The organism is Bacillus sp. FJAT-44742 (assembly GCF_002797315.1).
GTDB lineage: Bacteria > Bacillota > Bacilli > Bacillales > Marinococcaceae > Thalassorhabdus > Thalassorhabdus alkalitolerans.
Map to the genome: position 1 here is coordinate 2,505,945 of NZ_KZ454936.1, position 23,825 is coordinate 2,529,769.

19 protein-coding genes are annotated in these 23,825 nt (G+C 41.4%); 1 reads left to right on the forward strand and 18 read right to left on the reverse strand.

The window, feature by feature from the left end:
• Positions 1-89 precede the first annotated feature (89 nt).
• The 4 genes from sdhB to CEF17_RS12510 all read right to left on the reverse strand — a co-directional run bounded on the left by sdhB (position 90) and on the right by CEF17_RS12510 (position 5,132).
• A complete protein-coding gene (gene sdhB / locus CEF17_RS12495; RefSeq protein ID WP_100399816.1) occupies positions 90-851 on the reverse strand; it encodes a succinate dehydrogenase iron-sulfur subunit in 762 nt (253 codons plus the stop codon).
• Entirely contained in the window at positions 848-2,629 is a 1,782-nt protein-coding gene (gene sdhA / locus CEF17_RS12500; protein WP_100399817.1) for a succinate dehydrogenase flavoprotein subunit, read from the reverse strand. The genes sdhB and sdhA overlap by 4 nt, the downstream gene beginning before the upstream one ends.
• 13 nt (positions 2,630-2,642) lie before the next feature.
• Positions 2,643-3,272, reverse strand: coding sequence for a succinate dehydrogenase cytochrome b558 subunit (locus CEF17_RS12505; protein ID WP_100399818.1), 630 nt, complete (start codon positions 3,270-3,272; stop codon positions 2,643-2,645).
• A 507-nt stretch (positions 3,273-3,779) separates the two neighbouring features.
• Complete coding sequence (locus CEF17_RS12510) at positions 3,780-5,132, reverse strand: TrkH family potassium uptake protein (RefSeq protein WP_100399819.1); 1,353 nt, start codon at positions 5,130-5,132, stop codon at positions 3,780-3,782.
• A 115-nt stretch (positions 5,133-5,247) separates the two neighbouring features.
• Between CEF17_RS12510 and CEF17_RS12515 the strand changes: the two genes are divergently transcribed.
• Positions 5,248-5,697: a YslB family protein gene (locus CEF17_RS12515; protein ID WP_100399820.1), complete on the forward strand. Its 450-nt coding sequence runs from the start codon at positions 5,248-5,250 to the stop codon at positions 5,695-5,697.
• A gap of 16 nt (positions 5,698-5,713) precedes the next feature.
• On the opposite strand, the gene uvrC is transcribed toward CEF17_RS12515, so the two are convergent.
• From uvrC to pheT, 14 genes are all read right to left on the reverse strand, one after another.
• The gene (gene uvrC / locus CEF17_RS12520) at positions 5,714-7,486 is read right to left on the reverse strand and encodes an excinuclease ABC subunit UvrC (protein WP_232725499.1); all 1,773 of its coding nucleotides are present in this window, start codon (positions 7,484-7,486) and stop codon (positions 5,714-5,716) included.
• A gap of 286 nt (positions 7,487-7,772) precedes the next feature.
• Entirely contained in the window at positions 7,773-8,087 is a 315-nt protein-coding gene (gene trxA, locus CEF17_RS12525) for a thioredoxin (protein WP_054635088.1), read from the reverse strand.
• Positions 8,088-8,280: 193 nt separating this feature from the next.
• A complete protein-coding gene (locus CEF17_RS12530) occupies positions 8,281-9,252 on the reverse strand; it encodes an electron transfer flavoprotein subunit alpha/FixB family protein (protein ID WP_100399822.1) in 972 nt (323 codons plus the stop codon).
• Positions 9,253-9,265: 13 nt separating this feature from the next.
• On the reverse strand, positions 9,266-10,039 hold the full coding sequence (locus CEF17_RS12535) for an electron transfer flavoprotein subunit beta/FixA family protein (protein ID WP_100399823.1): 774 nt from the start codon (positions 10,037-10,039) through the stop codon (positions 9,266-9,268).
• Positions 10,040-10,069: 30 nt separating this feature from the next.
• The gene (locus CEF17_RS12540; protein ID WP_100399824.1) at positions 10,070-10,843 is read right to left on the reverse strand and encodes an enoyl-CoA hydratase; all 774 of its coding nucleotides are present in this window, start codon (positions 10,841-10,843) and stop codon (positions 10,070-10,072) included.
• A 36-nt stretch (positions 10,844-10,879) separates the two neighbouring features.
• Positions 10,880-11,488 carry a TetR/AcrR family transcriptional regulator gene (locus tag CEF17_RS12545; RefSeq protein WP_054635090.1) on the reverse strand — a complete coding sequence of 203 codons (609 nt, stop codon included), beginning with the start codon at positions 11,486-11,488 and terminating at the stop codon, positions 10,880-10,882.
• Between the two features lie 124 nt (positions 11,489-11,612).
• Entirely contained in the window at positions 11,613-13,331 is a 1,719-nt protein-coding gene (locus CEF17_RS12550) for a long-chain-fatty-acid--CoA ligase (RefSeq protein WP_100399825.1), read from the reverse strand.
• A 249-nt stretch (positions 13,332-13,580) separates the two neighbouring features.
• Positions 13,581-15,290 (reverse strand): long-chain-fatty-acid--CoA ligase, encoded by a 1,710-nt coding sequence (locus CEF17_RS12555; protein ID WP_100399826.1) that lies wholly within the window; start codon positions 15,288-15,290, stop codon positions 13,581-13,583.
• A 297-nt stretch (positions 15,291-15,587) separates the two neighbouring features.
• Positions 15,588-16,001, reverse strand: a complete 414-nt coding sequence (locus tag CEF17_RS12565) for a DUF350 domain-containing protein (protein ID WP_100399828.1) — start codon at positions 15,999-16,001, stop codon at positions 15,588-15,590.
• A 35-nt stretch (positions 16,002-16,036) separates the two neighbouring features.
• Positions 16,037-18,421 (reverse strand): endonuclease MutS2, encoded by a 2,385-nt coding sequence (locus tag CEF17_RS12570; RefSeq protein WP_100399829.1) that lies wholly within the window; start codon positions 18,419-18,421, stop codon positions 16,037-16,039.
• Between the two features lie 35 nt (positions 18,422-18,456).
• Positions 18,457-20,193 carry a DNA polymerase/3'-5' exonuclease PolX gene (gene polX, locus CEF17_RS12575; protein ID WP_100399830.1) on the reverse strand — a complete coding sequence of 579 codons (1,737 nt, stop codon included), beginning with the start codon at positions 20,191-20,193 and terminating at the stop codon, positions 18,457-18,459.
• 82 nt (positions 20,194-20,275) lie between these two features.
• Complete coding sequence (locus CEF17_RS12580) at positions 20,276-20,815, reverse strand: CvpA family protein (protein ID WP_100399831.1); 540 nt, start codon at positions 20,813-20,815, stop codon at positions 20,276-20,278.
• Between the two features lie 2 nt (positions 20,816-20,817).
• The gene (zapA, locus tag CEF17_RS12585) at positions 20,818-21,081 is read right to left on the reverse strand and encodes a cell division protein ZapA (protein ID WP_100399832.1); all 264 of its coding nucleotides are present in this window, start codon (positions 21,079-21,081) and stop codon (positions 20,818-20,820) included.
• 310 nt (positions 21,082-21,391) lie between these two features.
• Complete coding sequence (gene pheT, locus CEF17_RS12590; RefSeq protein WP_100399833.1) at positions 21,392-23,812, reverse strand: phenylalanine--tRNA ligase subunit beta; 2,421 nt, start codon at positions 23,810-23,812, stop codon at positions 21,392-21,394.
• Positions 23,813-23,825: the final 13 nt, after the last annotated feature.

A 23,825-nucleotide genomic window follows, 5' to 3' on the forward strand; every position in this document is an offset into this window, starting at 1 on the left:
CGTTAACCCTTTCTCTTTAAGTATATGAATCTATAAATTAAGCAAGGCCTCTATGAAAGAGGCCTTCTTATAATTATACAATTACTGAATTACTGCTTGTCACTGCCAAAGAAGTTTTTGAAAGACTGCACTGTTGAAGAACGGTTTAGAGCCGCAATGGAAGTTGTTAAAGGAATACCCTTTGGACAAGATTGTACACAGTTTTGAGAATTACTGCAGTTTCCTAGTCCTCCATCTCCCATAATTGTTTCTAAACGTTCAGCACTATTCATCTCACCAGTTGGGTGAGCATTAAACAAACGAACTTGGGAAAGTGGAGCCGGCCCGATGAAGTTAGAGCGCTCATTTACATTCGGACATGCTTCTAAACAAACTCCGCACGTCATACATTTTGAAAGCTCATAAGCCCATTGGCGCTTGTTTTCTGCCATTCGAGGCCCAGGTCCTAAATCGTATGTTCCATCAATAGGAATCCATGCCTTCACCTTTTTCAAAGAATCAAACATCCGGCTTCTGTCTACCATTAAGTCACGGATGACAGGGAAGGTTTTCATAGGCTCCAAGCGAATTGGCTGTTCAAGCTGATCCACTAATGCCGTACATGATTGACGCGGCTTACCATTTATCACCATAGAACATGCCCCGCATACTTCTTCAAGGCAGTTCATGTCCCAGATTATTGGATTTGTTTCTTTGCCGTTTTTATTTACAGGATTTCTGCGAATCTCCATCAATGCAGAAATCACATTCATGTTCGGGCGATGGGTGACTTCAAATTCTTCCTCAAATGGCTCCTTATCCGGTCCTTCTTGGCGGGTGACGATCAAGCGAATTTTTTTATCTTCACTCATGATTTACCAGCTCCTTGTTTGTTGCCCGCTTTTGCTTTTGAATAATCACGCTTCCGCGGTGTAATAAGAGATACATCGACGTCTTCATATTCGAAATCAGGAGCGTCCTTCGCTGGGTTATATTTAGCCTTAGTTGTTTTCAACCATTCTTCATCGTTCCGATCTGGGAACTCAGGCTTATAGTGAGCTCCACGTGATTCATTACGGTTATAAGCACCAAGTGTAATCACTCTGGCAAGATGAAGCATCCCATGAAGCTGGCGTGTAAATGTAGCAGCCTGGTTGCTCCATTTTGCTGTGTCACTCATATTAATGTTTTCCCAACGCTCAAGCAGTTCCTGAATCTTTTCATCAGTTTTTAGGAGATTTTCATTCTCACGCACTACTGTCACATTGTCAGTCATCCATTCGCCAAGTTCTTTATGAAGGACGTAGGCATTTTCTTCGCCATCCATATTCATTATTTTATCATGAAGTTCTTCTTCTTTCTTCACTTGTGACTCGTAAATAGAAGAGGACATATCTTCAGCCGATTTATCAAGGCCTTTCATGTACTCCACAGCTTTCGGTCCGGCTACCATTCCGCCATAAATCGCTGATAATAAAGAGTTAGCCCCTAAGCGGTTCGCACCATGCTGTGAATAATCACACTCACCCGCAGCAAACAATCCCGGGATATTTGTCATTTGGTCGTAATCAATCCACATGCCGCCCATTGAATAGTGAACCGCAGGGAATATTTTCATAGGAACCTTACGAGGATCATCTCCCATGAACTTTTCATAAATTTCCATAATTCCACCGAGTTTGATATCAAGCTCCTTAGGATCTTTATGAGAGAGGTCGAGATAAACCATGTTTTCCCCGTTAATGCCAAGCTTCTGCTCCACACAGACATTAAAAATTTCACGAGTAGCAATATCACGAGGTACCAAGTTACCATATGCAGGATATTTCTCTTCCAGGAAATACCAAGGTTTACCGTCTTTATAGGTCCAGACGCGTCCGCCTTCACCACGTGCTGATTCACTCATTAGACGAAGCTTATCGTCTCCCGGAATAGCAGTCGGGTGAATTTGAATAAATTCTCCATTAGCATAGTAGACGCCCTGCTTATAAAGAGCAGCTGCTGCATAGCCTGTGTTGATGATGGAGTTCGTTGACTTTCCAAAGATGATTCCTGGTCCGCCCGTTGCCATAATAACAGCGTCACCGCGGAAGCTTTGAATTTCCATGCTTTGAAGGTTTTGACCGGTAACGCCTCGGCAAACACCTTCATCATCCATTACGGCTGAAAGAAATTCCCAGCCCTCATACTTTGTAACAAGGCCAGCTACTTCATAACGACGGACCTGCTCGTCCAATGCATAAAGAAGCTGCTGACCAGTAGTCGCTCCTGCAAAGGCCGTTCTGTGATGCTGGGTTCCACCAAAACGGCGGAAATCTAGAAGACCTTCCGGAGTACGGTTAAACATTACACCCATGCGATCCATAAGATGAATAATGCCAGGTGCCGCTTCTGTCATTGCTTTTACCGGAGGCTGATTTGCAAGAAAGTCTCCACCGTAAACAGAATCATCAAAGTGTTCCCAAGGAGAATCCCCTTCCCCTTTTGTATTTACTGCACCATTAATTCCGCCTTGTGCACATACAGAGTGAGAACGTTTAACAGGAACCAAGGATAAAAGGTCTACCTGGACACCTGCTTCTGCAGCTTTGATGGTCGCCATAAGACCAGCAAGACCGCCACCCACTACGATAATTTTTCCATTGCTCATGTCCACTCACTCCTTAAATATTCGCTAATTCAGGGTTGATAAATGCAAAGATTGCACGCACGCCGATGAACGTTAAAATGACAAAAACACCGATTGTTGCGTAGGTTGCAATTTTTTGGGAACGAGGGGTGATTGTAATTCCCCAAGATACCAAGAAAGACCAAAGCCCATTAGAAAAGTGGAACGTTGCAGCTACCACACCGGCTATATAGAAAACAAGCATAAACGGGCTGCTTAAAATGTCCGCCATCATATCATAATTTACTTCCACGCCCAGAGCTGCTTGTATTCTCGTTTCCCATACGTGCCACGCAATGAAAATAAGAAGGAATACTCCAGTGATTCTTTGAAGTAAAAACATCCAGTTACGAAAATACCCATAGCGCCTTGTATTACTTTTGCCCTGGAATGCTATGTACAGTCCATAAATTGCATGATATAGAAGTGGAATAAAGATGATTAACAGTTCAAGTGCATATCTAAAGGGAAGCCCTTCCATAAAGTGAGCAGCCTGGTTAAATGAGCTTGCTCCATACACCGCAAAGTGGTTAACAATTAAGTGTTGAATTAAAAAGATCCCAACTGGAATAACTCCTAGCAATGAATGCAGTCGACGATTGAAAAATTCACGATTCCCTGCCATGCCTGTGTCCCCCCACAAAATGTTTTTTTAACCTTTGTTGTCGTTTCTCCTACTATTCTCTCTATACTTTCCTCTATGAAACAACCTCCCTGTTTGAGTATGGAAGAACGAACTGGGGAGCTAAAGAAAAAGCAGTTAGTTTGCCGATGCAAATCAGTTTACTGCAATTAAGCGGTTATGTATGCTCTCCTGATAAATTGCCTTCCACATCAATAATTACATCCAAGTACTCTCAGCCTTTGTGAGGATCATAGAATGAGCGAATGCTCACCTGATTCTCTTTTCTACTTTAACGCACAAAAAGCTACAGTTAAAAACCACTTTAGAGACCTGTTCACTTGCATATATGTCTCTAATTTCGCCATAAATCTGACAAATTTATTGTACTCCCACTTTCCATGCTCGTCAAGAAAGCGTATACCTATTTTTCTTCCTGTTATGCATTGATTATCCACTAATAGAAAAACAGAGGGTGACAGCCCTCTGTTTACCTTCCATTTCCTCTTTTTATCCGATAATCATTCGTTCTGTTGGATATTTATAATGAGTCTTTGTATCTTTTTTCTTTACAGAAAATAAAAATACTAGAATTCCCACTCTACCGACAAACATGAGGAACAGGAGGATAATTTGACTCGGCATGCTCAAGTCTGCTGTTATCCCAGTGGACAGGCCGCATGTTCCAAAAGCAGAACTGGTTTCAAAAATAACATCTATAAGCTCGACATTTTGATTTTCTCTCTCCAGGGCTGTGATCATGGTTACTGCGGAGACAAGTCCAACGAAAAAGAAGGATAACACAATAAACGCTTTCTGCCTGTCTTCTGGGTGAACCTCTCTGCCAAATACTTTAACGTCACTTTTTCCAAGTGCAAAGCTTCGAATGGTTAAAAACATAACGGCCAGTGTGGTCGTTCGGATCCCCCCGCCCACACTTGAAGGACTCGCCCCTATAATCATCAAAGCGGAGAGAAAAAGAAGCGTCGGGAGCGTATACTCAGATATATCCATTGTGGCCAGTCCTGCACTTCTTGCTGTTGCTGAATTAAACAGGTTAAAAAACAGCTGCTGGTGCCACTCCATACCTACATAGTAATAATTTCGCTCAAAAGCCCAAAGACCAAATACCCCAATAATGAAGACAAGAAAATAAGTAGTAACAGTTACTTTTGTAAATAAGCTGAATTTAAATTGCCTGTCTTTTGAGGAAAAGTATTCTTTCAACTCCATTAAAACAGGAAATCCGATAGCACCGGAAAAGATAAGCAATATAACTATAAATTGAACATAATAATCGTCAGCAAATGGAATTAATGATTGCCCTGTCACATCAAAGCCAGCATTGGTAAACGCTGATAATGCAGCAAAGGCCCCCTGATAATATGCCTGTCCCACAGAATCAAAGTATTGGATGTAATATGTCCCCAGGATTAAGGCACCTATTAATTCGATGGCAAGGGCGGTCAGCAAAATTCCACGCATCAGCTTCACCATGCCTGAAAATTGATACTGGTTCTGATCCACCATAATTAATAATCTTCTTGAAAGATTAATCTTCTGTCCAAACAACAGCCAGACAAAAGTGCCCAGAGTCATAATGCCGATTCCGCCCAGCTGAATGGCCACAGCCAAAAAAAAGACACCTACGTAGCTATAGGTCTGAGAAACATCTACCACTGTCAATCCAGTTACACTTACAGCCGATATGGAGGTGAACAGCGCTTCAAAATAAGTCAGGTTAACACCTGGCTGCTGAGAAATCGGCATCCATAGAAGGAGACTGATTAAAAACATAGTAATAATATATGCAACTATAATAAAGCGAAATGGCGACATGAACTTTGCTAGACGTGTTTTCATTATGTTCAACCTCCGACAAGTTTCGGGCCTAAGTATACCATTTATCCTGCCGAGATTCTATAGAGAAAATAGCTGAAACCCGCTATAATATAGATAGAGAAAGTGGGGGCCTTTTATGGAAAAAGAGAATCAGTCATATACAGAGTTTGGATATGAGCTTATCCGCGACACTCTTCTTCCTGAGCTTTTAGGAAAAGAACATAGCGAGATACTATATTGGGGCGGGAAATCCCTGGCAAGGAATTTCCCATTGGAATCCATTGATGAAATTAAAGAGTTTTTCGTGAAAGCCGGATGGGGAGAAGTTCATATATTAAAAGAAAAGAAAAGCGAAATTCTTATAGAACTAGAACTTCCACACCTGGCAGGAGGAAAAAAAGCTTCGTTTGACCGCCACCTGGAAGCGGGCTTTCTGGCTGAGCAGCTAGAGCGGTTAACCAGCTGCCCTGCCGAAACATTTATTACTGATAAAAAAACCAAAGTACTCTTTGAAGTTCATTGGGATCCTAAGGATTACTTCGGAAGAGAAACAAGAAAAACAAGAAAAAAGAGCAGTGGATCCTGAAAAGGGACCGCTGCTCTTATTCTTCATTTAATCGCTGCATAATATCTTTTGCAACTTTGTCTGGGATAGAGGCATGGCGAAAATCCTCCAAAGAGGCCTCTTTCATTTTCTTTACAGAACCAAAATGCTTTAACAAGCTTCGTTTTCTCTTTTCCCCCACCCCTGGAACATCATCCAAAACAGAGGTAAACATTGTTTTGCCTCGTTTCTGTCTGTGGAAGGTAATAGCAAAGCGATGGACCTCATCTTGCACCCGCTGCAAGAGGTAAAACTCCGGGCTGTCCCGTTTAAGTGTGACAAACTCAGGAGGGTCTCCCATAACCAGCTGGGCCGTTTTATGCTTTTCATCCTTTGCCAGACCAACAACAGGGGTCAATAGGTCAAGTTCATCCTTTAAAACACTTTGGGCTGCTGAAAGCTGGCCTTTTCCTCCATCAATAACAATGAGATCAGGCAGGGGAGACTGCTCTTTCAACAGTCGCAGATATCTCCTTCGTACTACTTCTTTCATAGAGGCATAATCATCAGGACCTTTTACACTTCGTACTTTATATTTCCGGTAATCTTTCTTACTCGGCTTTCCATCTATAAACGTTACCATGGCAGCAACCGGATCGGCTCCTTGAATATTCGAGTTATCAAACGCTTCGATGTGATGAGGAGTATCTATTCCTAAAGCTTCCCCCAGCTTCTCCACCGCTTTAATTGTTCTCTCTTCATCCCGTTCTATAAGAGCAAAACGTTCTTTTAAAGCGGCTTCTGCATTCTTTTCGGCAAGCTTTACCAATTCCAGCTTTTCTCCCCGCTTAGGCTGATATACCTTCACTTCAAGCAGCTTTTCAACCATTTCTCGATCTAAATGGGCAGGGATAAAAATTTCCTTTGGCTTAATGTGCTCTGCCTTTAAATAGAATTGTCCAAGAAAGGTTAAAAATGCATCCTCTGCATCTTGATAATAAGGAAATACCGAAACATCCCTTTCAATCAATTTCCCCTGACGCACAAAGAAAACCTGCACACAAATCCAACCTTTGTCAAAGGAATAAGCAAAGATATCTCTGTCAGTCTGGTCTTTAATCATCATTTTTTGTTTTTCCATAACCGAATCGATGTGCTGCACCATGTCTCTTAGTTCTTTGGCGCGTTCGAAGTTCAGCTCCTCTGCAGCAACATTCATTTTCTCCTGCAGTTCAGCCTTTACGTCCTGATGGCCATTATTTAAAAAGCGTACAATTTCCTGAACCATTTCCTTGTTTTGCTCTTTACTGACCGGAAATTCACATGGGGCAAGGCACTGGCCTATGTGATAATAGAGGCACACCCTGTCTGGCAGCGTCCTGCATTTTCTTAAGGGATACAGACGGTCCAGTAACTTCTTTGTTTCGTTTGCTGCAAAAGCATTTGGATAGGGACCAAAATATTTCCCGCCATCCTTTTTTACTTTTCTTGTTGTAAGTAAACGAGGATGAGTGTCGTTAGTGATTTTTAAATAAGGATACGATTTGTCATCTTTTAACAAGACGTTGTACTTTGGTTCATATTTCTTTATTAAGTTCATCTCTAGTATGAGAGCTTCCAGGTTTGAAGAAGTGATAATATATTCAAAGTCTCTGATTTCGCTAACCAGTCTTTGAGTTTTTCCATCGTGAGAACCAGTAAAATAGGAGCGAACTCTATTCTTCAGTACCTTTGCTTTTCCTACATAGATTACAGTTTTGTTTTTATTTTTCATCAAATAGCAGCCTGGCTGATCAGGCAAGACTGCCAGCTTCTCTTTAAGTTGACTCATAGCTTCCACCTCTTTGTATTTTCTTGAGAGGCTATTTATTATTCCCGGCTTAATCATACTGCATAAAAGCTGTCTTATAAAGGAGGAACAGCAAGTAATACTATTCAGTCAATTGTATCTTCGGCTTATCCCAATGGTGTCGAGCGTTTTTATCTACAATCAAAGGCCTTATAAAATCCACATCAGCCTTTAACAAAGCCTTTTAAAAAAGAAGAGTGCAATGTAAACATATTAATTCACATAAAAAACTGGTGGCAAACGTCTTCTGCCACCAGTTCGTTTTTTCTTACAGATGTTTATTAAGCAGTTCTTCCAATTGCTCTTTTGGCTGGAATCCAACCACTTGCTCGACTACTTCTCCTTCTTTGAATACAAGGAGAGTCGGGATACTCATTACCCCATATTTCCCAGCAGTTTCCTGGTTTTCGTCTACATCAAGTTTAGCAATTTTCACTTTGTCTCCCATTTCAGAATCAAGTTCCTCTAAAACAGGCGCAATCATTTTACAAGGTCCGCACCACGGAGCCCAAAAATCTGCAAGAACTACCCCCGCAGATGTTTCTTCCGCAAAGTTTTGATCAGTTACATTTACAATTGCCATTATAATCCTCCTTTGGTCAACACTTTAGTTACACATATGCATTATAGCATTGCCAAATGATAGAAGCGAATAACTTGCACTAGTTAGAATACCCGAAAATAAAAATATAAAACTGGACATTCTATGTGCCCTGAACAGGAAACAAAAAGAAGGGTAGCACCAAAAGCAGGCTTTTGGGACACCCTTCTTTGTCTTACGCTGTAACTTTCTTAAACTCTTCAGTAAGAAGCGGAATAACTTCAAACAGGTCGCCTACTATACCATAGTCTGCTACTTCAAAAATAGGCGCTTCAGGATCTTTGTTAATCGCAACGATGACCTTGGAATTGGACATTCCCGCCAAATGCTGAATAGCCCCGGAAAGACCAGCCGCAATGTAAAGGTCAGGAGTTACCACTTTACCTGTCTGCCCAATTTGCAAAGCGTAGTCACAATACTCGGCATCGCAGGCACCCCGGGATGCCCCTACAGCCCCGCCTAACACTTCAGCAAGTTCATAAAGTGGCTTAAACCCTTCATCACTTTTAACTCCACGGCCGCCGGCAACAATGACCTTCGCTTCAGATAAGTCTACGCCGCCGGCCGTTTTCTTCACTACCTCTTTAATGATGGTGCGTAAATCCTTGATATCTACGTCAATAGACTGTACCTCTCCGCTTCTTGCCTCATCTTTCTCTAAAGAAGCGATATTGTTGGGGCGAATGGTAGCAAATACGAGCCCATCCTCGATAGATTTCTTTTCAAAAGCTTTACCTGAATAAATAGGACGGGTAAAAACCGCCGTGCCTCCCTCTATCTCTATGTCCACAGCGTCGGATACAAGTCCTGACCCAAGTTTAGCAGCCAGTCGGGGAGCAAGATCCTTCCCTGAAGAAGTATGGCCAAAGATAATCCCCTCTGGGCTTTCTTGATCACACACTTGTAAAATTGCCTGCTGATAAGCGTCAGTGGTATACTGCTTTAAGTCTGAATGCTCTGAAGTCAGCACACGGTCTGCCCCGTAATGAATCATTTCATTCGCAAAGCCACTCGCGTTCTCTCCAAAGAGAACACCGACTACTTCTCCTCCATCAGCAACCTTTTTAGCTGCTGCGATTGCTTCAAAGGTTACATTTCTAATTTCCCCATCGCGGGTTTCTCCCAGAACAATTACTTTTTTAGCCATTCTAAATCCCTCCTTAGACAACTTTTGCTTCATTTTTCAATAGGTCAATTAATTCCTTTACCTGATCGTTAACATCGCCTTCAAGAATTTTCCCTTCTCCTTTTTCCGGAGGGAGAAAGCGGTCAGTCGTTTTAGTCTTTGCTTCTACGTCTTCTTCCTCAAGATCTAAATCATCCAGGTCAAGCGTCTCTAATGGCTTTTTCTTTGCTTTCATAATCCCTGGAAGTGATGGATACCTTGGTTCATTCAACCCTTGCTGGCAAGTCACCAGAAGAGGAAGAGCAGTTTCTACAATTTCGATGTCCCCTTCTACATCCCTTTCAATTGTTGCTTTATCTCCATCGACTGTAAGCTTTGTAATCGTTGTTACTTGATTAATTCCAAGACCTTCGGCTACACGAGGTGCTACCTGTCCAGCTCCATCATCAACGGCAACATTTCCCCCCAGGATAATGTCATACTCCTGGTCTTTTAAGTATGCCGTGAGCATAGTTGAGACACTGAAATGATCAATTTCACCATCAATATCCTCAATGTCCAGTAAAACGGCTTTGTCTGCTCCCATTGCCAGAGCGGTACGGAGCTCCTTTTCTGCTTCCTCATCCCCTACAGTTATGACTGTCACTTCCCCGCCATGAGCTTCTCGTAAAACAATGGCTTCCTCTATAGCGTACTCGTCATAGGGATTAATGATAAACTCTGCTCCCTCTTCATCAATTGCCCCGTTGTTAATTACAATTTTCTCTTCCGTGTCAAATGTGCGTTTCATAATGACAAAAATATTCATTACTATCCCTCCCTAGTAAAATAAATTTGCTTAGTGGTCTTTAAATTGAGGTTTCCTTTTTTCAAGAAAAGCAGTGATTCCTTCTTTACTGTCATGTGTTCCATGCGATTCTCCAAAAAGCTCTGCTTCTCTTTCGACTCCTTTTCTAAAGTCCTCTCCTTTGCTGTAAGAGAGCAGCTCCATAATCATGCGAATGTTCACGGCACTCTTGGAAGCTATCTTTTCTGCAAGCTTTACAGCTGTTTCCAAATGCTCGCCTTCTGCACATACTTGATTTACTAGTCCTGCGGCCTTTGCTTCTCTCCCTGTTATGGGCTCGCCGCTCAGCATCATTTCAGCTGCTTTTGCACTGCCTGCTATATGGGTCAGCCTCTGGGTGCCGGCAAAACCAGGAATGATTCCAAGGTTAAGCTCTGGCAGCCCGAGCTTTGCTTCTTCGGTTGCGATCCTTATGTGGCAAGCCATGGCAAGCTCCAATCCCCCTCCCAGAGCAGCTCCATGGATAGCCGCGATCACCGGTTTTGTAAGGGCTTCCAATCGTTCGAATAAAAGCTGCCCGTTTTTTGCTAACCGGGCGAACTCTTCTTCATTCTTCACCTGTGTAAATTCTTTAATATCAGCTCCCGCTGCAAAGAATTTACCTTCCCCATGTAAAATAATAACCTTTACCTCTGTATCTTGTTCAAGCTCTTCTATTGCTTTCTCAAAGTCTTCCAGCAATGCTTTGGCTAGAGCATTAGCCGGGGGCCGATTTATGGTAATATACCCAATCTTATGTTCCTTTCTTATAGACAAATATGACATAACAAAGGCTGTCCCCCTCTTCGTTTCTTATAGCTGTTACATTTCTACCGTGCTTTCAGCATTGGTTTTAAAACCATTTAAAAGCATAGAATAAACAGGTTCAGCTAATTCTTCCAGATCATATTTACATTCTTTCATAACCCAGTTTGTTACCACTTCATCTAAAGTTCCAAAGACCATTTGTCTTGATAGCTTTTCGTTCAACGAAGAAGAAAAGCTTCCAGATTCCTTGCCTTCTATGATTACTTCTTCCATTAAAGATAAGTAATCTTTCAATATTTCATTGATCTGCTGACGCAAATCGCTGTGAGACTGCCTTAATTCTAATTGGGTAACCACAGCTAAATGCTTGTCAGCGGCCAATTGTTTAAAATGAAGCTTGATTAGGACCGACAGCTTTTCTGCAGCTGACTCCACTGTTGACAATTCCTCTCTGATTTTACTGACGAACGTGCCCATCTTTTCGTCAAAAAGTGAAATGAGGATGTCTTCTTTATTTTTAAAGTAGAGATAAATGGTGCCGTCTGCTACACCTGCCTCTTTGGCGATTTTTGAAACTTGTGCGTGGTGGTAGCCATTTTTTGCAATAACACGAACGGCCGCTTCTATAATTTGTTCGTATTTCGGTCCTTTTCGTTTACTCATCTTAGTCTTCCTTTCTCCCATTCATTCTTTGCGATGTAATTCACGATGTAATGAATGACCGTTCATTCATCTTTCTTTTATTTTATGAAAACATTTATAAACTGTCAATCTTAATTCCAGGATTTCAGGAAGTTTTCTGATGACTCTTTTCTTTAGCCTGTGCTCGTTTCTCTTTTTCCTCTTCCACAAGAACCCGGCGGAGAACCTTTCCCACCATAGTCTTAGGAAGCTCACTTCGAAATTCATATATCTTTGGAACTTTGTAGGAAGCAAGATTCTCTCTGCAATACTTGTTAAGTTCGCCTTCCGTGAGAGTCATTCCTTCCTTTGTTACGATAAATGCTTTTACCGTTTCCCCGCGGTACGGGTCAGGCACTCCAATCACTACAGCTTCTTGAACTGCATGATGTTCATACAGTACCTCTTCAATCTCACGAGGATAGATATTAAATCCACTGGCAATAATCATATCCTTCTTCCGGTCAACAATGTAGAAAAAACCCTCTTCATCCATGTAACCCATGTCTCCCGTTTTCAGCCATTCGTCAAAGAAAGTAGCAGCTGTTTCTTCTGGACGGTTCCAGTATCCCTTCATTACCTGCGGTCCTCTTATAATTAACTCCCCAATTTCTCCAGGCTCGCCGAAGTCTTCACTTTCCTGTGAAAGGATTGCAGCGTCCGTATTGGGCCACGGAAGACCAATGCTTCCTTCTTTTCTCTCCCCCCAGATTAAATTACAATGCGTTACCGGGGAACTTTCAGTTAATCCAAATCCCTCTACAAGCTTGCCGCCCGTCACAGATTCAAATTGGTGCTGTACTTCAACGGGAAGCGGAGAAGAACCGCTGATACATGCCTTAATAGACGATAGGTCGAATTTCTCAAGGTCAGGGTGATTTAAAAGTGAAATATACATCGTTGGCGCACCTGGGAAGGTGGTTATCTTATGTTTCTGAATCATTTGTAGAACCTCTTTTGGGTCAAACTTAGGGAGAATCACCATTTGTGATCCATTCATAACCGAAAGGTTCATGGAAACTGTCATACCGTAAACATGGAAAAAAGGCAGAACAGCTAATGTTTTTTCCTTTCCTTTTTCCATTTGATACATCCAGCTTAAACATTGAGTAGTGTTAGCTACTAAGTTATAGTGCGATAGCATAACACCTTTCGCAAGGCCAGTAGTCCCTCCGGTATATTGTAGAAGGGCTAGATCTTCAACTGGATCCACCTCATCCTCGATTTCCTTAAAGGATCCTTTTTTCAGCAAGGATGAAAAAGAGTGGATAAAATGATTGTAGGAAATGTCTACTTTAACCTTTGCACTTTTTCTTTGCGTTAGTGGGTATAACACATTTTTTGGGAAAGGCAGGCAGTCTTTTATTTTTGTTACGACAATATGTTCAAGCTGTGTCTCTTCCTTAACTTTCATCACACGGGGGTAAAGTAGATCCAGGCAGATCATAACCTTAGCTCCTGAATCAGTCATCTGATGTAAGAGCTCCCGCTCCATGTAAAGGGGATTGGTCTGCACTACCACTGCTCCTGCTAACAATGTTCCATAATAACTAATGACAGACTGGGGAGTGTTAGGAAGCATGATGGCTACCCGATCACCTTTCTTTACACCCAGGTCTTGAAGTTGGCCGGCAAATGTAACAGACTCTTCATAGAGCTCCAAATATGTCCACTCTTTCCCATAAAAATACAGGGCTTTATGATTTGGATACTCTTCTGCCGTTTGTTTTAAAAAGGATTGAAGAGTTCTTTTTGGATATTCAATATTTGTTGAAATTTCAGGCGGATATTTAGATTCCCATTTTCTCTGCAGTTCTTTTACCATTCAAGATCCTCCCTCACCCTCTCCTCTCTAAAGGTATTTCTCCTCTATCCCCATTGTACTGAATAGTCGTTCATTTTTAAATCCTTTTTTACAATTTTTTTATAATGGTGCCTGGCACCAGCTCTCATTGTCATATTACTTTCCCATGACACGAGATGCCCCCTTGAACTTGTTACAGTCCCAAATTGGTGCCTGGCACCTTCTCCATCTGCAATAAATAAACCGCCGATGGTACGGCGGCTTACATCATTAGCTTCCTTTTTTTAATGAATCCTCATTTTCTTTACGCTTTTTTTCTTCCTCTTCCACAAGCGCCCGACGAAGGATTTTTCCAACCATTGTCTTTGGAAGCTCTTCTTTAAATTCATATAAACGAGGCACTTTAAATGCAGCTAAATTTTCCCGGCAGAACTTTTCAAGTTCTTCTTCTGTTACGTTTTTTCCTTTTTTTAGTACGACAAATGCTTTCACGGTTTCTCCTCTATACGTGTCAGGCACACCGATTACGGCTGCTTCCTGAACGGCTTCATGTTCGTACAGCACTTCCTCTATCTCTCTTGGATAAATGTTAAAGCCACCAGCAATAATCATGTCTTTTTTCCGATCTACGATATAAAAGTACCCTTCTTCATCCATGTAACCCATATCGCCTGTTAAAAACCAGTCTTCCTTAAAAGATGCAGCTGTATCCTCAGGCTTGTTGTAATAGCCTTTCATTACCTGCGGTCCCCTGATCATAAGTTCACCTATTTCACCTGGCTCAGCTGTTTCACCTGTTTCTGCCGAAAGAACGGTCACCTCGGTATCAGGCCATGGCACCCCTATGCTTCCGGCTTTTCTTTTCCCCCAAATCGGGGTGGAGACAGCTACTGGGGAGGTTTCTGTTAATCCATATCCCTCAACCAGTTTTCCGCCAGTCAGCTTCTCAAACTGCTGTTGAACCTCCACTGGAAGAGGAGCCGAACCGCTGAGACATGCTTCGATAGAAGAGAGATCATATTTCTCGATATCAGGTTCATTAATAAGACCGACATACATAGTAGGAGCTCCAGGGAACAGACTTACCTTATGTTTTTGAATCGCCTTTAACACTTGTTTCGGGTCAAATTTAGGAAGGATAATCATTTTCGTCAAATACATGATAGATAAATTCATTACAACGGTCATACCGTACACATGAAAAAACGGTAATGCAGCCAGAACCCGTTCTTCTCCTTTTTTCATTTTGTACATCCATGCCCTGCATTGAAGCGTATTTGCTACCAGGTTGTAATGAGTAAGCATCACACCTTTTGCCGGTCCGGTGGTCCCCCCGGTGTATTGTAATAAAGCAAGATCTTCTTTTGGGTCAATCGGTATATCAAGCTCCTTCTCTTCCCCCTCTGAAAGAAGAGACGGAAAATGGAGTGTTTTGCTGTTATACGAAATATTAACCTTGATACCGGTGTTCTTTTTCTGCACGAAAGGATAAATTACATTTTTAGGGAAAGGCAGGTAATCCTTAATACTAGTTACCACTACATATTCTAAAGAAGTTTTTTTCCATACCTTTTCTACTCTGGGGTAAAGAATATCAAGACATACCATAACCTTTGCACCAGAATCGATCATTTGGTGCTCGATCTCCCGTTCGACGTATAATGGATTTGTTTGTACTACGACGGCCCCTGCTAATAAAGCACCGTAATAACAAATAACCGATTGAGGGGTGTTGGCAAGCATAATGGCAACACGATCTCCCTTATTCACTCCAAGGCTTTGCAGTTGATTTGCAAATCTCAGAGCATCTCCGTAGACCTCTTTATAGGTCATATCCTTACCCATAAAATGAAAAGCTTGTTTTTCAGGATTCTCTCGTGCTGCTTCTTGTAAAAATGATTGCAAAGAACGATTTTCATACTCTAGAGTTGAAGGTATCTCCTGCGGGTAACTTTCCAGCCATAATTTTTCCTTTACCATTTCCCCATCTCCTTTTATTTTAAAGTCCTCCTTCTTTTTAAAACTCCTCCCTTATACTTACATTCTAATGGAAGCGTTTACAATTTTAAACTGGTTATTTAAAATTTTTGACAAATTATAATGAATATTCGAAATAATAAGATGAAAGGAGGACTCCCCTCCCTGAATTTCCATAATTATACGAAAAATGTTAAGTAAATAACCCCTGCCAACATAAATCCGATACAACAAACAATTAAGACTTTCCATAGTGTTTCCACAACTGATCCTCCTCATCCTAAATCAAGCTCTCTTTCGTTACATCGAATTAATTCCTCCCCCGATAACAAAAGAAAGCCCTGTTGACAAAACAAAGGCGATAAACCCTACTGCCTTATTCCCATTTTCTATTTCCTCATCCACTTTAAACATTGGAGTTAAGAATTCAAATATCATATATCCTAACATAAGCAAAGCAAACCCGAATGCCCCCCATACTAACATGACCAAAATAGAATCGTTATGCAAAATAGAAAAGTGGAAGATATTTGCTACCCCAAATATCTTCCCGCCTGTGGCTAGAGCTACGGCCATGTTTCCAGCTTTGATTTCTTCCCAATTTTTATAGGGAGTTAAAAATTCGAAAATAGTCAGGCATACGATCAACGCCAATACCGCTACACTGTATTGGCCTGCTGTTTGTATAAATGGATTTTCAAATAGCTCCTCCACGTCTGCCACCAGCCCTCTATAAGTGTACAAGGCTATTATTTTAAATCAACCACTGTATTACCAAGCCCGCCCTCATTCATACCTCCGTCACGAGTTCCGCTCACACTCGGGTGTTTCTTTAACAAGTCCTTTACGCCTTTACGCAAAGCCCCCGTTCCTTTTCCGTGAATAATATGAACCTGGTTGTACCCGGCAAGAACAGCCTCATCTAAATACTTCTCTACTTTTCTCATCGCTTCATCGAAGCGTTCTCCACGCAGATCCAGTTCTGGTTTTACTGCTTGTCCTGCCGAAGACACGGAAGCTATCGGCTTAGGCTGAGATTTAGCCCTTTCTCCTTTAACCTTCTCCATATCTTCTTTTTTTACATTCATTTTCATAATTCCTAATTGGACCTGAAACTCCGTCTCGTTTACCTGCTTAATAATCTGCCCCTTTTGGCCGAAGCTCAATACTTTTACCTCATCTCCGGGGTTAAGAGCTTCTTTTTTCTTAGCTTGTTTTTTTATTTGTTTTGTTTTGGTAGTAAGTTCGGGTGCTGCTTTATCCATTCGTTTTTTTGCACTGATAAGTTCATGCTCTTTAACAGACAATCCTTCTTTTTGTAAACGCCGCAGATCACTGATAATGCTTTCTGCTTCTTTTCGTGCCTTTTTCACTTCTTTTTCAGCTTTATCTTCAGCTTCCTGTAAAATACCTGACCTTTTCTCTTCCACTTCTGCCAGCTTATGCTCAAGCTCTTCATGAAGCTTTTCTGCTTCCCTACGATGAGCCTCAGCTTCCTCTCTTTCCATTTCAGCAGCTTTTCGTCTTTCATCAAGTGAGGTGATCATCTGCTCCACTTGACGTGAATCAGCTGTTACTTCGTTCTCTGCAGCTGCAATGATCGATTCATCCAGCCCGAGGCGCCGGGAAATCGCAAAAGCGTTACTTCGGCCCGGCACACCGATAAGGAGACGATACGTTGGGCTTAAGGTTTCAACATTGAATTCCACACTTGCATTCATTACGCCTTTTCGATTGTAAGCATATCCCTTGAGTTCACTGTAGTGGGTAGTCGCTACTAACTTAGCACCAGTACTGTACACATAGTCCAGAATTGAAACAGCCAGGGCAGCTCCTTCCGTCGGATCAGTTCCTGCCCCTATTTCATCAAATAGAACCAGGCTTTTATGATCGACATGTTTTAAAATGTTTACGATATTAGTCATATGGGAAGAAAATGTGCTTAAATTTTGTTCAATAGACTGTTCATCTCCAATATCAGCAAAAACCTGAGAAAAAACTGAAGCTTCCGACCCTTCCTCTACCGGAAGGAAAAGGCCGGATTGAGCCATTAAAGACAGCAGGCCTACTGTTTTCAAAGTGACTGTCTTTCCTCCGGTATTCGGACCGGTTATGATCAAGGAAGAAAATGAACCTCCAAGCTCTACATCAATAGGAACGACCTCCTCTTCGGAAAGAAGAGGATGACGGGCTTTCAGAAATTCAAGGCGGCCCTCCTCATTTAAAGAAGGCTGCGTGCCCTTAATTTCTTTTGCATAGTAAGCTTTCGCAAAAAGAAAATCAAGCTCAGCAAGCACTTCAATATTGCTGAGCAGCTCCTCCCCATGCTCATTTATTAATCCTGATAACTCCATGAGTATCCGTTCAATTTCCTGTCTTTCTTTCACTCGTGCTTCTCTTAGCAGGTTATTGATTGAAACCACAGATTGAGGCTCGATAAATAATGTTGCTCCAGATGCTGACTGGTCGTGAACGATTCCTCCAAAAGCCCCTCTGTATTCTTGCTTTACTGGAATCACATACCGATCATTTCTTATCGTCACTATCGTGTCAGACAGTTTCTTTTGATTGCTGGAAGACCGAATGATTTGATCCAGCTTGGATCGCACCGAAGATTCATGACTTCTAATATTTTGTCTTATATTTCTCAAAGAATCACTTGCAGAATCAAGAACCTCAGAATGCTCATCAATACACTGTTTAATGTTTTTTTCAACCTCTGTTAATGGAATGATGGCGCTTGTTAACTCATCTAATAAAGGTAAAGACACTTCCTCCTCAACCATGTTTTGAATGAATGTGCGCAAGCGTCTGCCGCCATAGATAGTATCTGCTACATCCCGTAACTCTTCGGCGTTGAGCATACCACCAATGTTCGCACGCTTAATTTGTGGCTGGATATCATGGATCCCTCCAAGAGGAGCCTGTCCCTTTAAACGAAGAACTTTTGTACCTTCATACGTCCGCTTTTGCTCTTTCTTCACGGTTTCAAGATCCGTTAAAGGCTGTAGTTCCTCTGCTTTTTTTCTTCCAAGAGAAGAAGCAATATGAGCTTTAAGCTGTTGTTTCATTTTGTCATATTCTAATACACGCAGCACTCTTTCTAACAAAAAAGCCTCCTCCTTTTCCAGCATTTCAAACGTTTGTTTTCTTTAGTTGTCATATTCTTTTACTTCTCTCCTGAGTTGTTTTGCTTTTTATTTACAAACGATAGAAAGTCGTCTTTTGACCAGGTGTTCAGAACTTGATCTTTTGTCAGCATAGCCTTACGTGCAAACCCTGCTCCAACCTCCATATACGTAAAGGTGCTGGTTTGGTGGGAATCCGTATTGATAGAAATGACAGCTCCCTTTTCAGCCGCCAATTTCAGCCACTTAGCAGATAAATCCAGCCTGTGAGGGTTCGCATTCAATTCTAAGGCTGTTCCTGTCTTGGCGGCTTTTTCAATTAACTGCTCTACATCTACATCATAACCTTCACGGCGTCCGATCAACCTTCCCGTAGGATGAGCAATCAGATTGACGTAAGGATTTGTTAAAGCAGTTTCCAGCCTTTTCATAATCGTTTCTCTTTTTTGAGAAAAAGAGGAATGAATGGAAGCAATGACAAAATCAATCTCCTTTAATGTCTCGTCCTCAAAGTCCAAAGTACCATCGGGTCGAATATCCATTTCAATTCCAGAAAAAATCGTGATATCATCCATCGTTTCGTTAACACGTTGAATTTCTTCTTGCTGCCTTTTCAATCGATCTTCATTCAGGCCATTAGCTACCTGAAGAAATTTAGAATGATCGGTAATCGCAATATATTCATAACCTCTTTCACGTGCTGCCTCTGCCATTTCCTTTACTGAATAACCACCGTCACTCCACGTTGTATGCATATGAAGGTCAGCGCGTATATCATTTATTTGAAGTAATTCCTTTGGTTCTTTAAAAATTTCTGTTTCATGAAGGCCGCTTCTCGCTTCGGGAGGGATATAATACAGGTTAAAATGCTTATAAAATTCTTTTTCTGAAGCAAAGGTTTTCACTTTACCTGAATCCAGAGATTCAACTCCATACTCACTCACTTTCTCTCCTTGTGCTTTCGCGAGCTGCCTCATAAGAACGTTGTGTTCTTTTGATCCTGTAAAATGATGAAGGGTGGTGGCAAATTCTTCATCCTTTACTAAGCGAAAGTCAATTCCAACGGTAAAATCAAATGAAACTTCCAAAGAAACCTTTGAGGTCCCATCAGCAATAATATTGGTTACACTCTCCATTTCTACAAGCTGTCTTCTTACCTCTTCTGCATCTTCTACTGCAATAATGTAATCAAGATCCTTGACAGTTTCTTCTATACGCCGAAGACTCCCTGCTCTTTCATACCTAATTATTCCTTTTAGGCCTTCCAGCCTTGTGTCCACCCAATCCGCGATCTCCATCATATATGCCAGAGGCAGCCGCTCCGGTCTCGATCCGACTTCCTCAATCGTAGCCAATATTTTTTCCTCAGACTTCGCGCCAAACCCGGAAAGTTTTTGCACCTTTTCTTCCTCACACGCTGCTTTTAATGTCTGCACATCTACCACACCAAGTTCTTGATATAGCCGTCCAATCTTTTTCCCTCCAAGACCTGGAAGCTTTAACAAAGCAAGAAGTCCTTCTGGTATATCCTTTTTCAGCTCTTCTAAAAGCTCGGAGGTACCTGTTTCTCTTAATTCTTCAATAACAGAAGCCGTCCCTTTGCCGATGCCGGACAGTTCAGAAGGATCGTGAATTTCACCAAGTGTCCGTTCATCTTTTTCAAGAGCTCCGGCAGCTTTCCGGTAAGCGGATACTTTAAATGGATTTTCACCCTTGATTTCCATATAAACAGCTATTTTTTCCAAAAGCTGAATCATTTCCTTTTTATTCATCCTGATCCCCTTTTCTACTCATAATCTTGGTCTATTTGCTATCTTAATACATGAAAAAGCTTCTCACCTGCGAGAGAAGCATTGTTATCTATATACCCTGAGACCATAAATTTTGAAGCCAATCAGACAATATAGGTGTATTTTCAACCATTAATCTGGCCATGGAAGAATTAGCGATACTTTCCTGGATAAAATCAACAGGCAGCAGTGCTGCGGCAATTAAAAGAATAAAAATAATCAAGTATGTTTCCAACAGACCAAGAACGCCCCCAAGCCAGCGATTAAAGGTGCGAAGAATAGGGATGTGAGAGACAAAATCCAGCATGGAGCCTATGATTTGCAAAAGAATCTTGGTGATAAAAAAAAGCAAAACGAAAGAGATCCCTGCATAATAGACTGATTCAAAGTCAAAAGATGAGATCAACATGGCTACAGTACCATTATCAGTAGAGAAATGCGGATAAGGAAGCCACAATCTTAGGAATTCAGCAACATCTCTATAAAAAATATAAGCAACAAAGAAAGAAATAAATATACTGACAAGGTGAACCAGCTGCAGCACGAATCCACGCCGGAGACCTATCAAAAAGCTCATAAACAAAAATAATATAATTAACAAACTAAGCATAATTATCGATCCTTTTCATTCTCTTCATTTTCATACTCTTTTAGTTTCTCTAAGAGCTTTAAATGCTCATCAACTAAATTTATGGAAGTGAGTACCGCAAGCTTTGTCGTATCTAAGTAGGGATTACTGTTCTTTATTTCTCTCATCTTATGATCCACGTATTCTGCAACACGTACTACGTGGCTTGATGATTCTTTGCCGACAATGGTATATTGCTGGCCATATATACTAACTGTTGTTTTTTGTTTTTTATTTCCTTCAGACACCGATAAGCCCCCTATTCTCTCCAAAATCCCTAGCTTTTATCATAACAGAATAAAAGAAAGGATGAAAATTATTCTCCTTTCCGTCACGTGCTAAGAGATGTATTTCCCTGCTTAATACATGTTAAATCATTTTCATCTTCACTTATCTATTATTTTACCATAGGGTAAACGTTCACTAAGACAAAATTACTCCATTTTTACTCTTTTTCGACATCCATCTCTTAAATCCTTTCTTTCTTCAAGGATGACTGCTGAAACAATAAAAAAGCTTCCTCCAATCAAAGGAGGAAGCTTTTTTACTTATGATTCCTTATGCTCTTAACACAGCGCCTACGTTACTTTTTAATTCTTCAAGGACATGTTCATGTACCTTTGTTACTTCTTCATCAGTCAATGTCCGTTCAGGATCAAGGTAGAGCAGTGAAAAGGCAAGAGATTTCTTTCCTTTTTCCATATGCTCGCCTTGATACAAATCAAAAAGACTTACCTTTCGCAGGAGAGAACCTCCAGCTTTTCTAATAACTGCTTTCACTTCACCAGCAGGTACATCCTCATTAAGGACCAGGGCGATATCTCTTCCTATCGAAGGATAGCGAGGAAGCGTTTGATAACGAAGGTTTTCGCCTTTAAAAGAAAGAATAAATTGGAGATTTACCTGGAAAACGTACGTTGCTTTAATATCGTACAATTTTTCGAGTGAAGGATGAACTTGTCCTATAAAACCTGCATGTTCTCCACCAAGCAGTATTTCTGCTGTTCTTCCTGGATGCATATCTTCAAGTTTCAGCGGCTTGAATGATATTTCATTTTCCAGGCCCAGTTCTTCGAACATACCTTCCAGTATTCCTTTAAGGACATAAAAGTCAACTTCCTTCTTCTCTCCCTGCCACATATGAGTTTCCCACAGACCAGTAATGGCACCAGCGAGCATCTCCTTTTCTTCAGGCTGTTCTGCCAGCTGTTCCTGATCAGTCAGGAAAATAGAACCTATCTCAAAGATAGCAGTATTGTGAAGCTGCCGATTATGATTATACTGAATGGCATCTATTATATGAGGGAGGAGACTTGTTCTCATTACACTTCGTTCTTCACTCATAGGCATTGAAACATTTACAGTATGTTTTGTTTTTTCGGTCGCAAACCGGTTCACTTTTTCAGGACTTGTTAATGAGTAGTTAATCGTTTCATGAAGTCCGCTGCTTTCTAAATATCTGCGGACCTGTCTTCTTTTTGCCTGATAGTCGGTAAGGGAACCTGGTGTCGTGGCTCCTGCCGGCAGTGTTGTTGGAATATAGTCATAACCATACAAACGTGCGACTTCCTCCACTAGATCCTCTTCAATTCTTAAATCAGGCCGTCTTGATGGAATGCTGACTTCAAGAGAATGCCCTTGTTCGGTAACATCAAGGCGAAGGCGTCTGAAAATATCAATCATATCACTTTGAGACAGTTCCATTCCTAAAAGACTGTTTATACGAGTAACTGTAGTGGTAATCACAGGCTTTGATTTGTCACGGCTATCTTTCTCTACTATCCCTTCAAGGACTTTGCCGCCTGCAAGGTCTTCCATAAGCTTTGCTGCTCTTTCTGCTGCCTGCTCTACCCGGAATAGATCAATTCCTTTTTCAAATCTGCTGCTCGATTCACTCCGAAGACTATGGTCCCTTGAAGCTTTTCGAACTAAAGATGGGTTAAAGTACGCGGCTTCCAAAAGGACAGTCTTTGTCTCATTTGTCACCTCTGAAAAAGCTCCTCCCATCACCCCAGCTAAGGCTGTGGCTTCCTTGCCATTTGTAATAACCAAATGATCCGGCGATAATATTCTTTCTTCCTCATCAAGAGTAATTATTTTCTCTCCTTCTTTGGCCCGGCGTACAACAATCTCAGAAGAACCAAAGCGGTCATAATCAAAAGCGTGTAGAGGCTGACCGTATTCTAATAGCACAAAGTTAGTAATGTCCACTACATTATTAATCGGTCTGATTCCAGCAGCAACCAGACGGTTTTGCAGCCAAAGGGGAGAAGGGGAGATGGTTACATCCTTTATCACTTTAGCACCATAGTATGGGTTGTCTTCACTATTTTCCACCTCAACTGACACGAAGTTTGAAGCCTTCTCTTCATCTTCATGATGGGTGGTATCCGGCAATTTTACTTGACGATCTAACAGGGCAGCCATCTCATAAGCTACACCTATCATGCTTAAACAATCAGCACGGTTAGGTGTTAAATCAAGCTCCAGCACAGTATCATTCAGGCTCAATGCCTCAAGAGCATCAGCACCCTCTTCGCACTCCTGAGGAAAAACAAAAATACCGTCTGCAAACTCTTTTGCCACTAATTTTGGTTCTATACCAAGCTCCTGCAAGGAACAGATCATTCCTTCTGATGATTCGCCTCTAAGCTTTGTTCGTTTTATTTTTACTCCTCCAGGCAGTTTAGCGCCTGGCTTTGCAACGGCCACCTTTTGGCCTGCAGCCACGTTAGGAGCCCCGCACACAATTTGAGAAACATCTTCCCCAATTTTAACCTGACAAAGATTTAATTTATCAGCATTTGGATGTTGTTCACAAGAAGTCACACTACCTATAACTACGTTTTCAACTCCTTGGTTTAATTCATGAAGAATATCTACTTCTATCCCGCCTCTTGTCAGCTTTTCAGCGACTTCAGACGGAGTCATATCAGATAAATCTATATAATCCTGTAACCAGCGATATGAGACTAACATGCGTATTTCCTCC

Coding starts and splice junctions, on each gene's coding strand:
- sdhB (WP_100399816.1), bottom strand. CDS start 851: ATGAGTGAAGATAAAAAAATTCGCTTGATCGTCACCCGCCAAGAAGGA.
- uvrC (WP_232725499.1), bottom strand. CDS start 7,486: ATGAGTCAACTTAAAGAGAAGCTGGCAGTCTTGCCTGATCAGCCAGGC.
- CEF17_RS12530 (WP_100399822.1), bottom strand. CDS start 9,252: ATGGCTAAAAAAGTAATTGTTCTGGGAGAAACCCGCGATGGGGAAATT.
- CEF17_RS12505 (WP_100399818.1), bottom strand. CDS start 3,272: ATGGCAGGGAATCGTGAATTTTTCAATCGTCGACTGCATTCATTGCTA.
- pheT (WP_100399833.1), bottom strand. CDS start 23,812: ATGTTAGTCTCATATCGCTGGTTACAGGATTATATAGATTTATCTGAT.
- CEF17_RS12555 (WP_100399826.1), bottom strand. CDS start 15,290: ATGGTAAAGGAAAAATTATGGCTGGAAAGTTACCCGCAGGAGATACCT.
- sdhA (WP_100399817.1), bottom strand. CDS start 2,629: ATGAGCAATGGAAAAATTATCGTAGTGGGTGGCGGTCTTGCTGGTCTT.
- CEF17_RS12535 (WP_100399823.1), bottom strand. CDS start 10,039: ATGAATATTTTTGTCATTATGAAACGCACATTTGACACGGAAGAGAAA.
- CEF17_RS12580 (WP_100399831.1), bottom strand. CDS start 20,815: ATGCTTAGTTTGTTAATTATATTATTTTTGTTTATGAGCTTTTTGATA.
- CEF17_RS12515 (WP_100399820.1), top strand. CDS start 5,248: ATGGAAAAAGAGAATCAGTCATATACAGAGTTTGGATATGAGCTTATC.
- CEF17_RS12550 (WP_100399825.1), bottom strand. CDS start 13,331: ATGGTAAAAGAACTGCAGAGAAAATGGGAATCTAAATATCCGCCTGAA.
- CEF17_RS12510 (WP_100399819.1), bottom strand. CDS start 5,132: ATGAAAACACGTCTAGCAAAGTTCATGTCGCCATTTCGCTTTATTATA.
- CEF17_RS12545 (WP_054635090.1), bottom strand. CDS start 11,488: ATGAGTAAACGAAAAGGACCGAAATACGAACAAATTATAGAAGCGGCC.
- CEF17_RS12540 (WP_100399824.1), bottom strand. CDS start 10,843: ATGTCATATTTGTCTATAAGAAAGGAACATAAGATTGGGTATATTACC.
- CEF17_RS12570 (WP_100399829.1), bottom strand. CDS start 18,421: ATGCTGGAAAAGGAGGAGGCTTTTTTGTTAGAAAGAGTGCTGCGTGTA.
- trxA (WP_054635088.1), bottom strand. CDS start 8,087: ATGGCAATTGTAAATGTAACTGATCAAAACTTTGCGGAAGAAACATCT.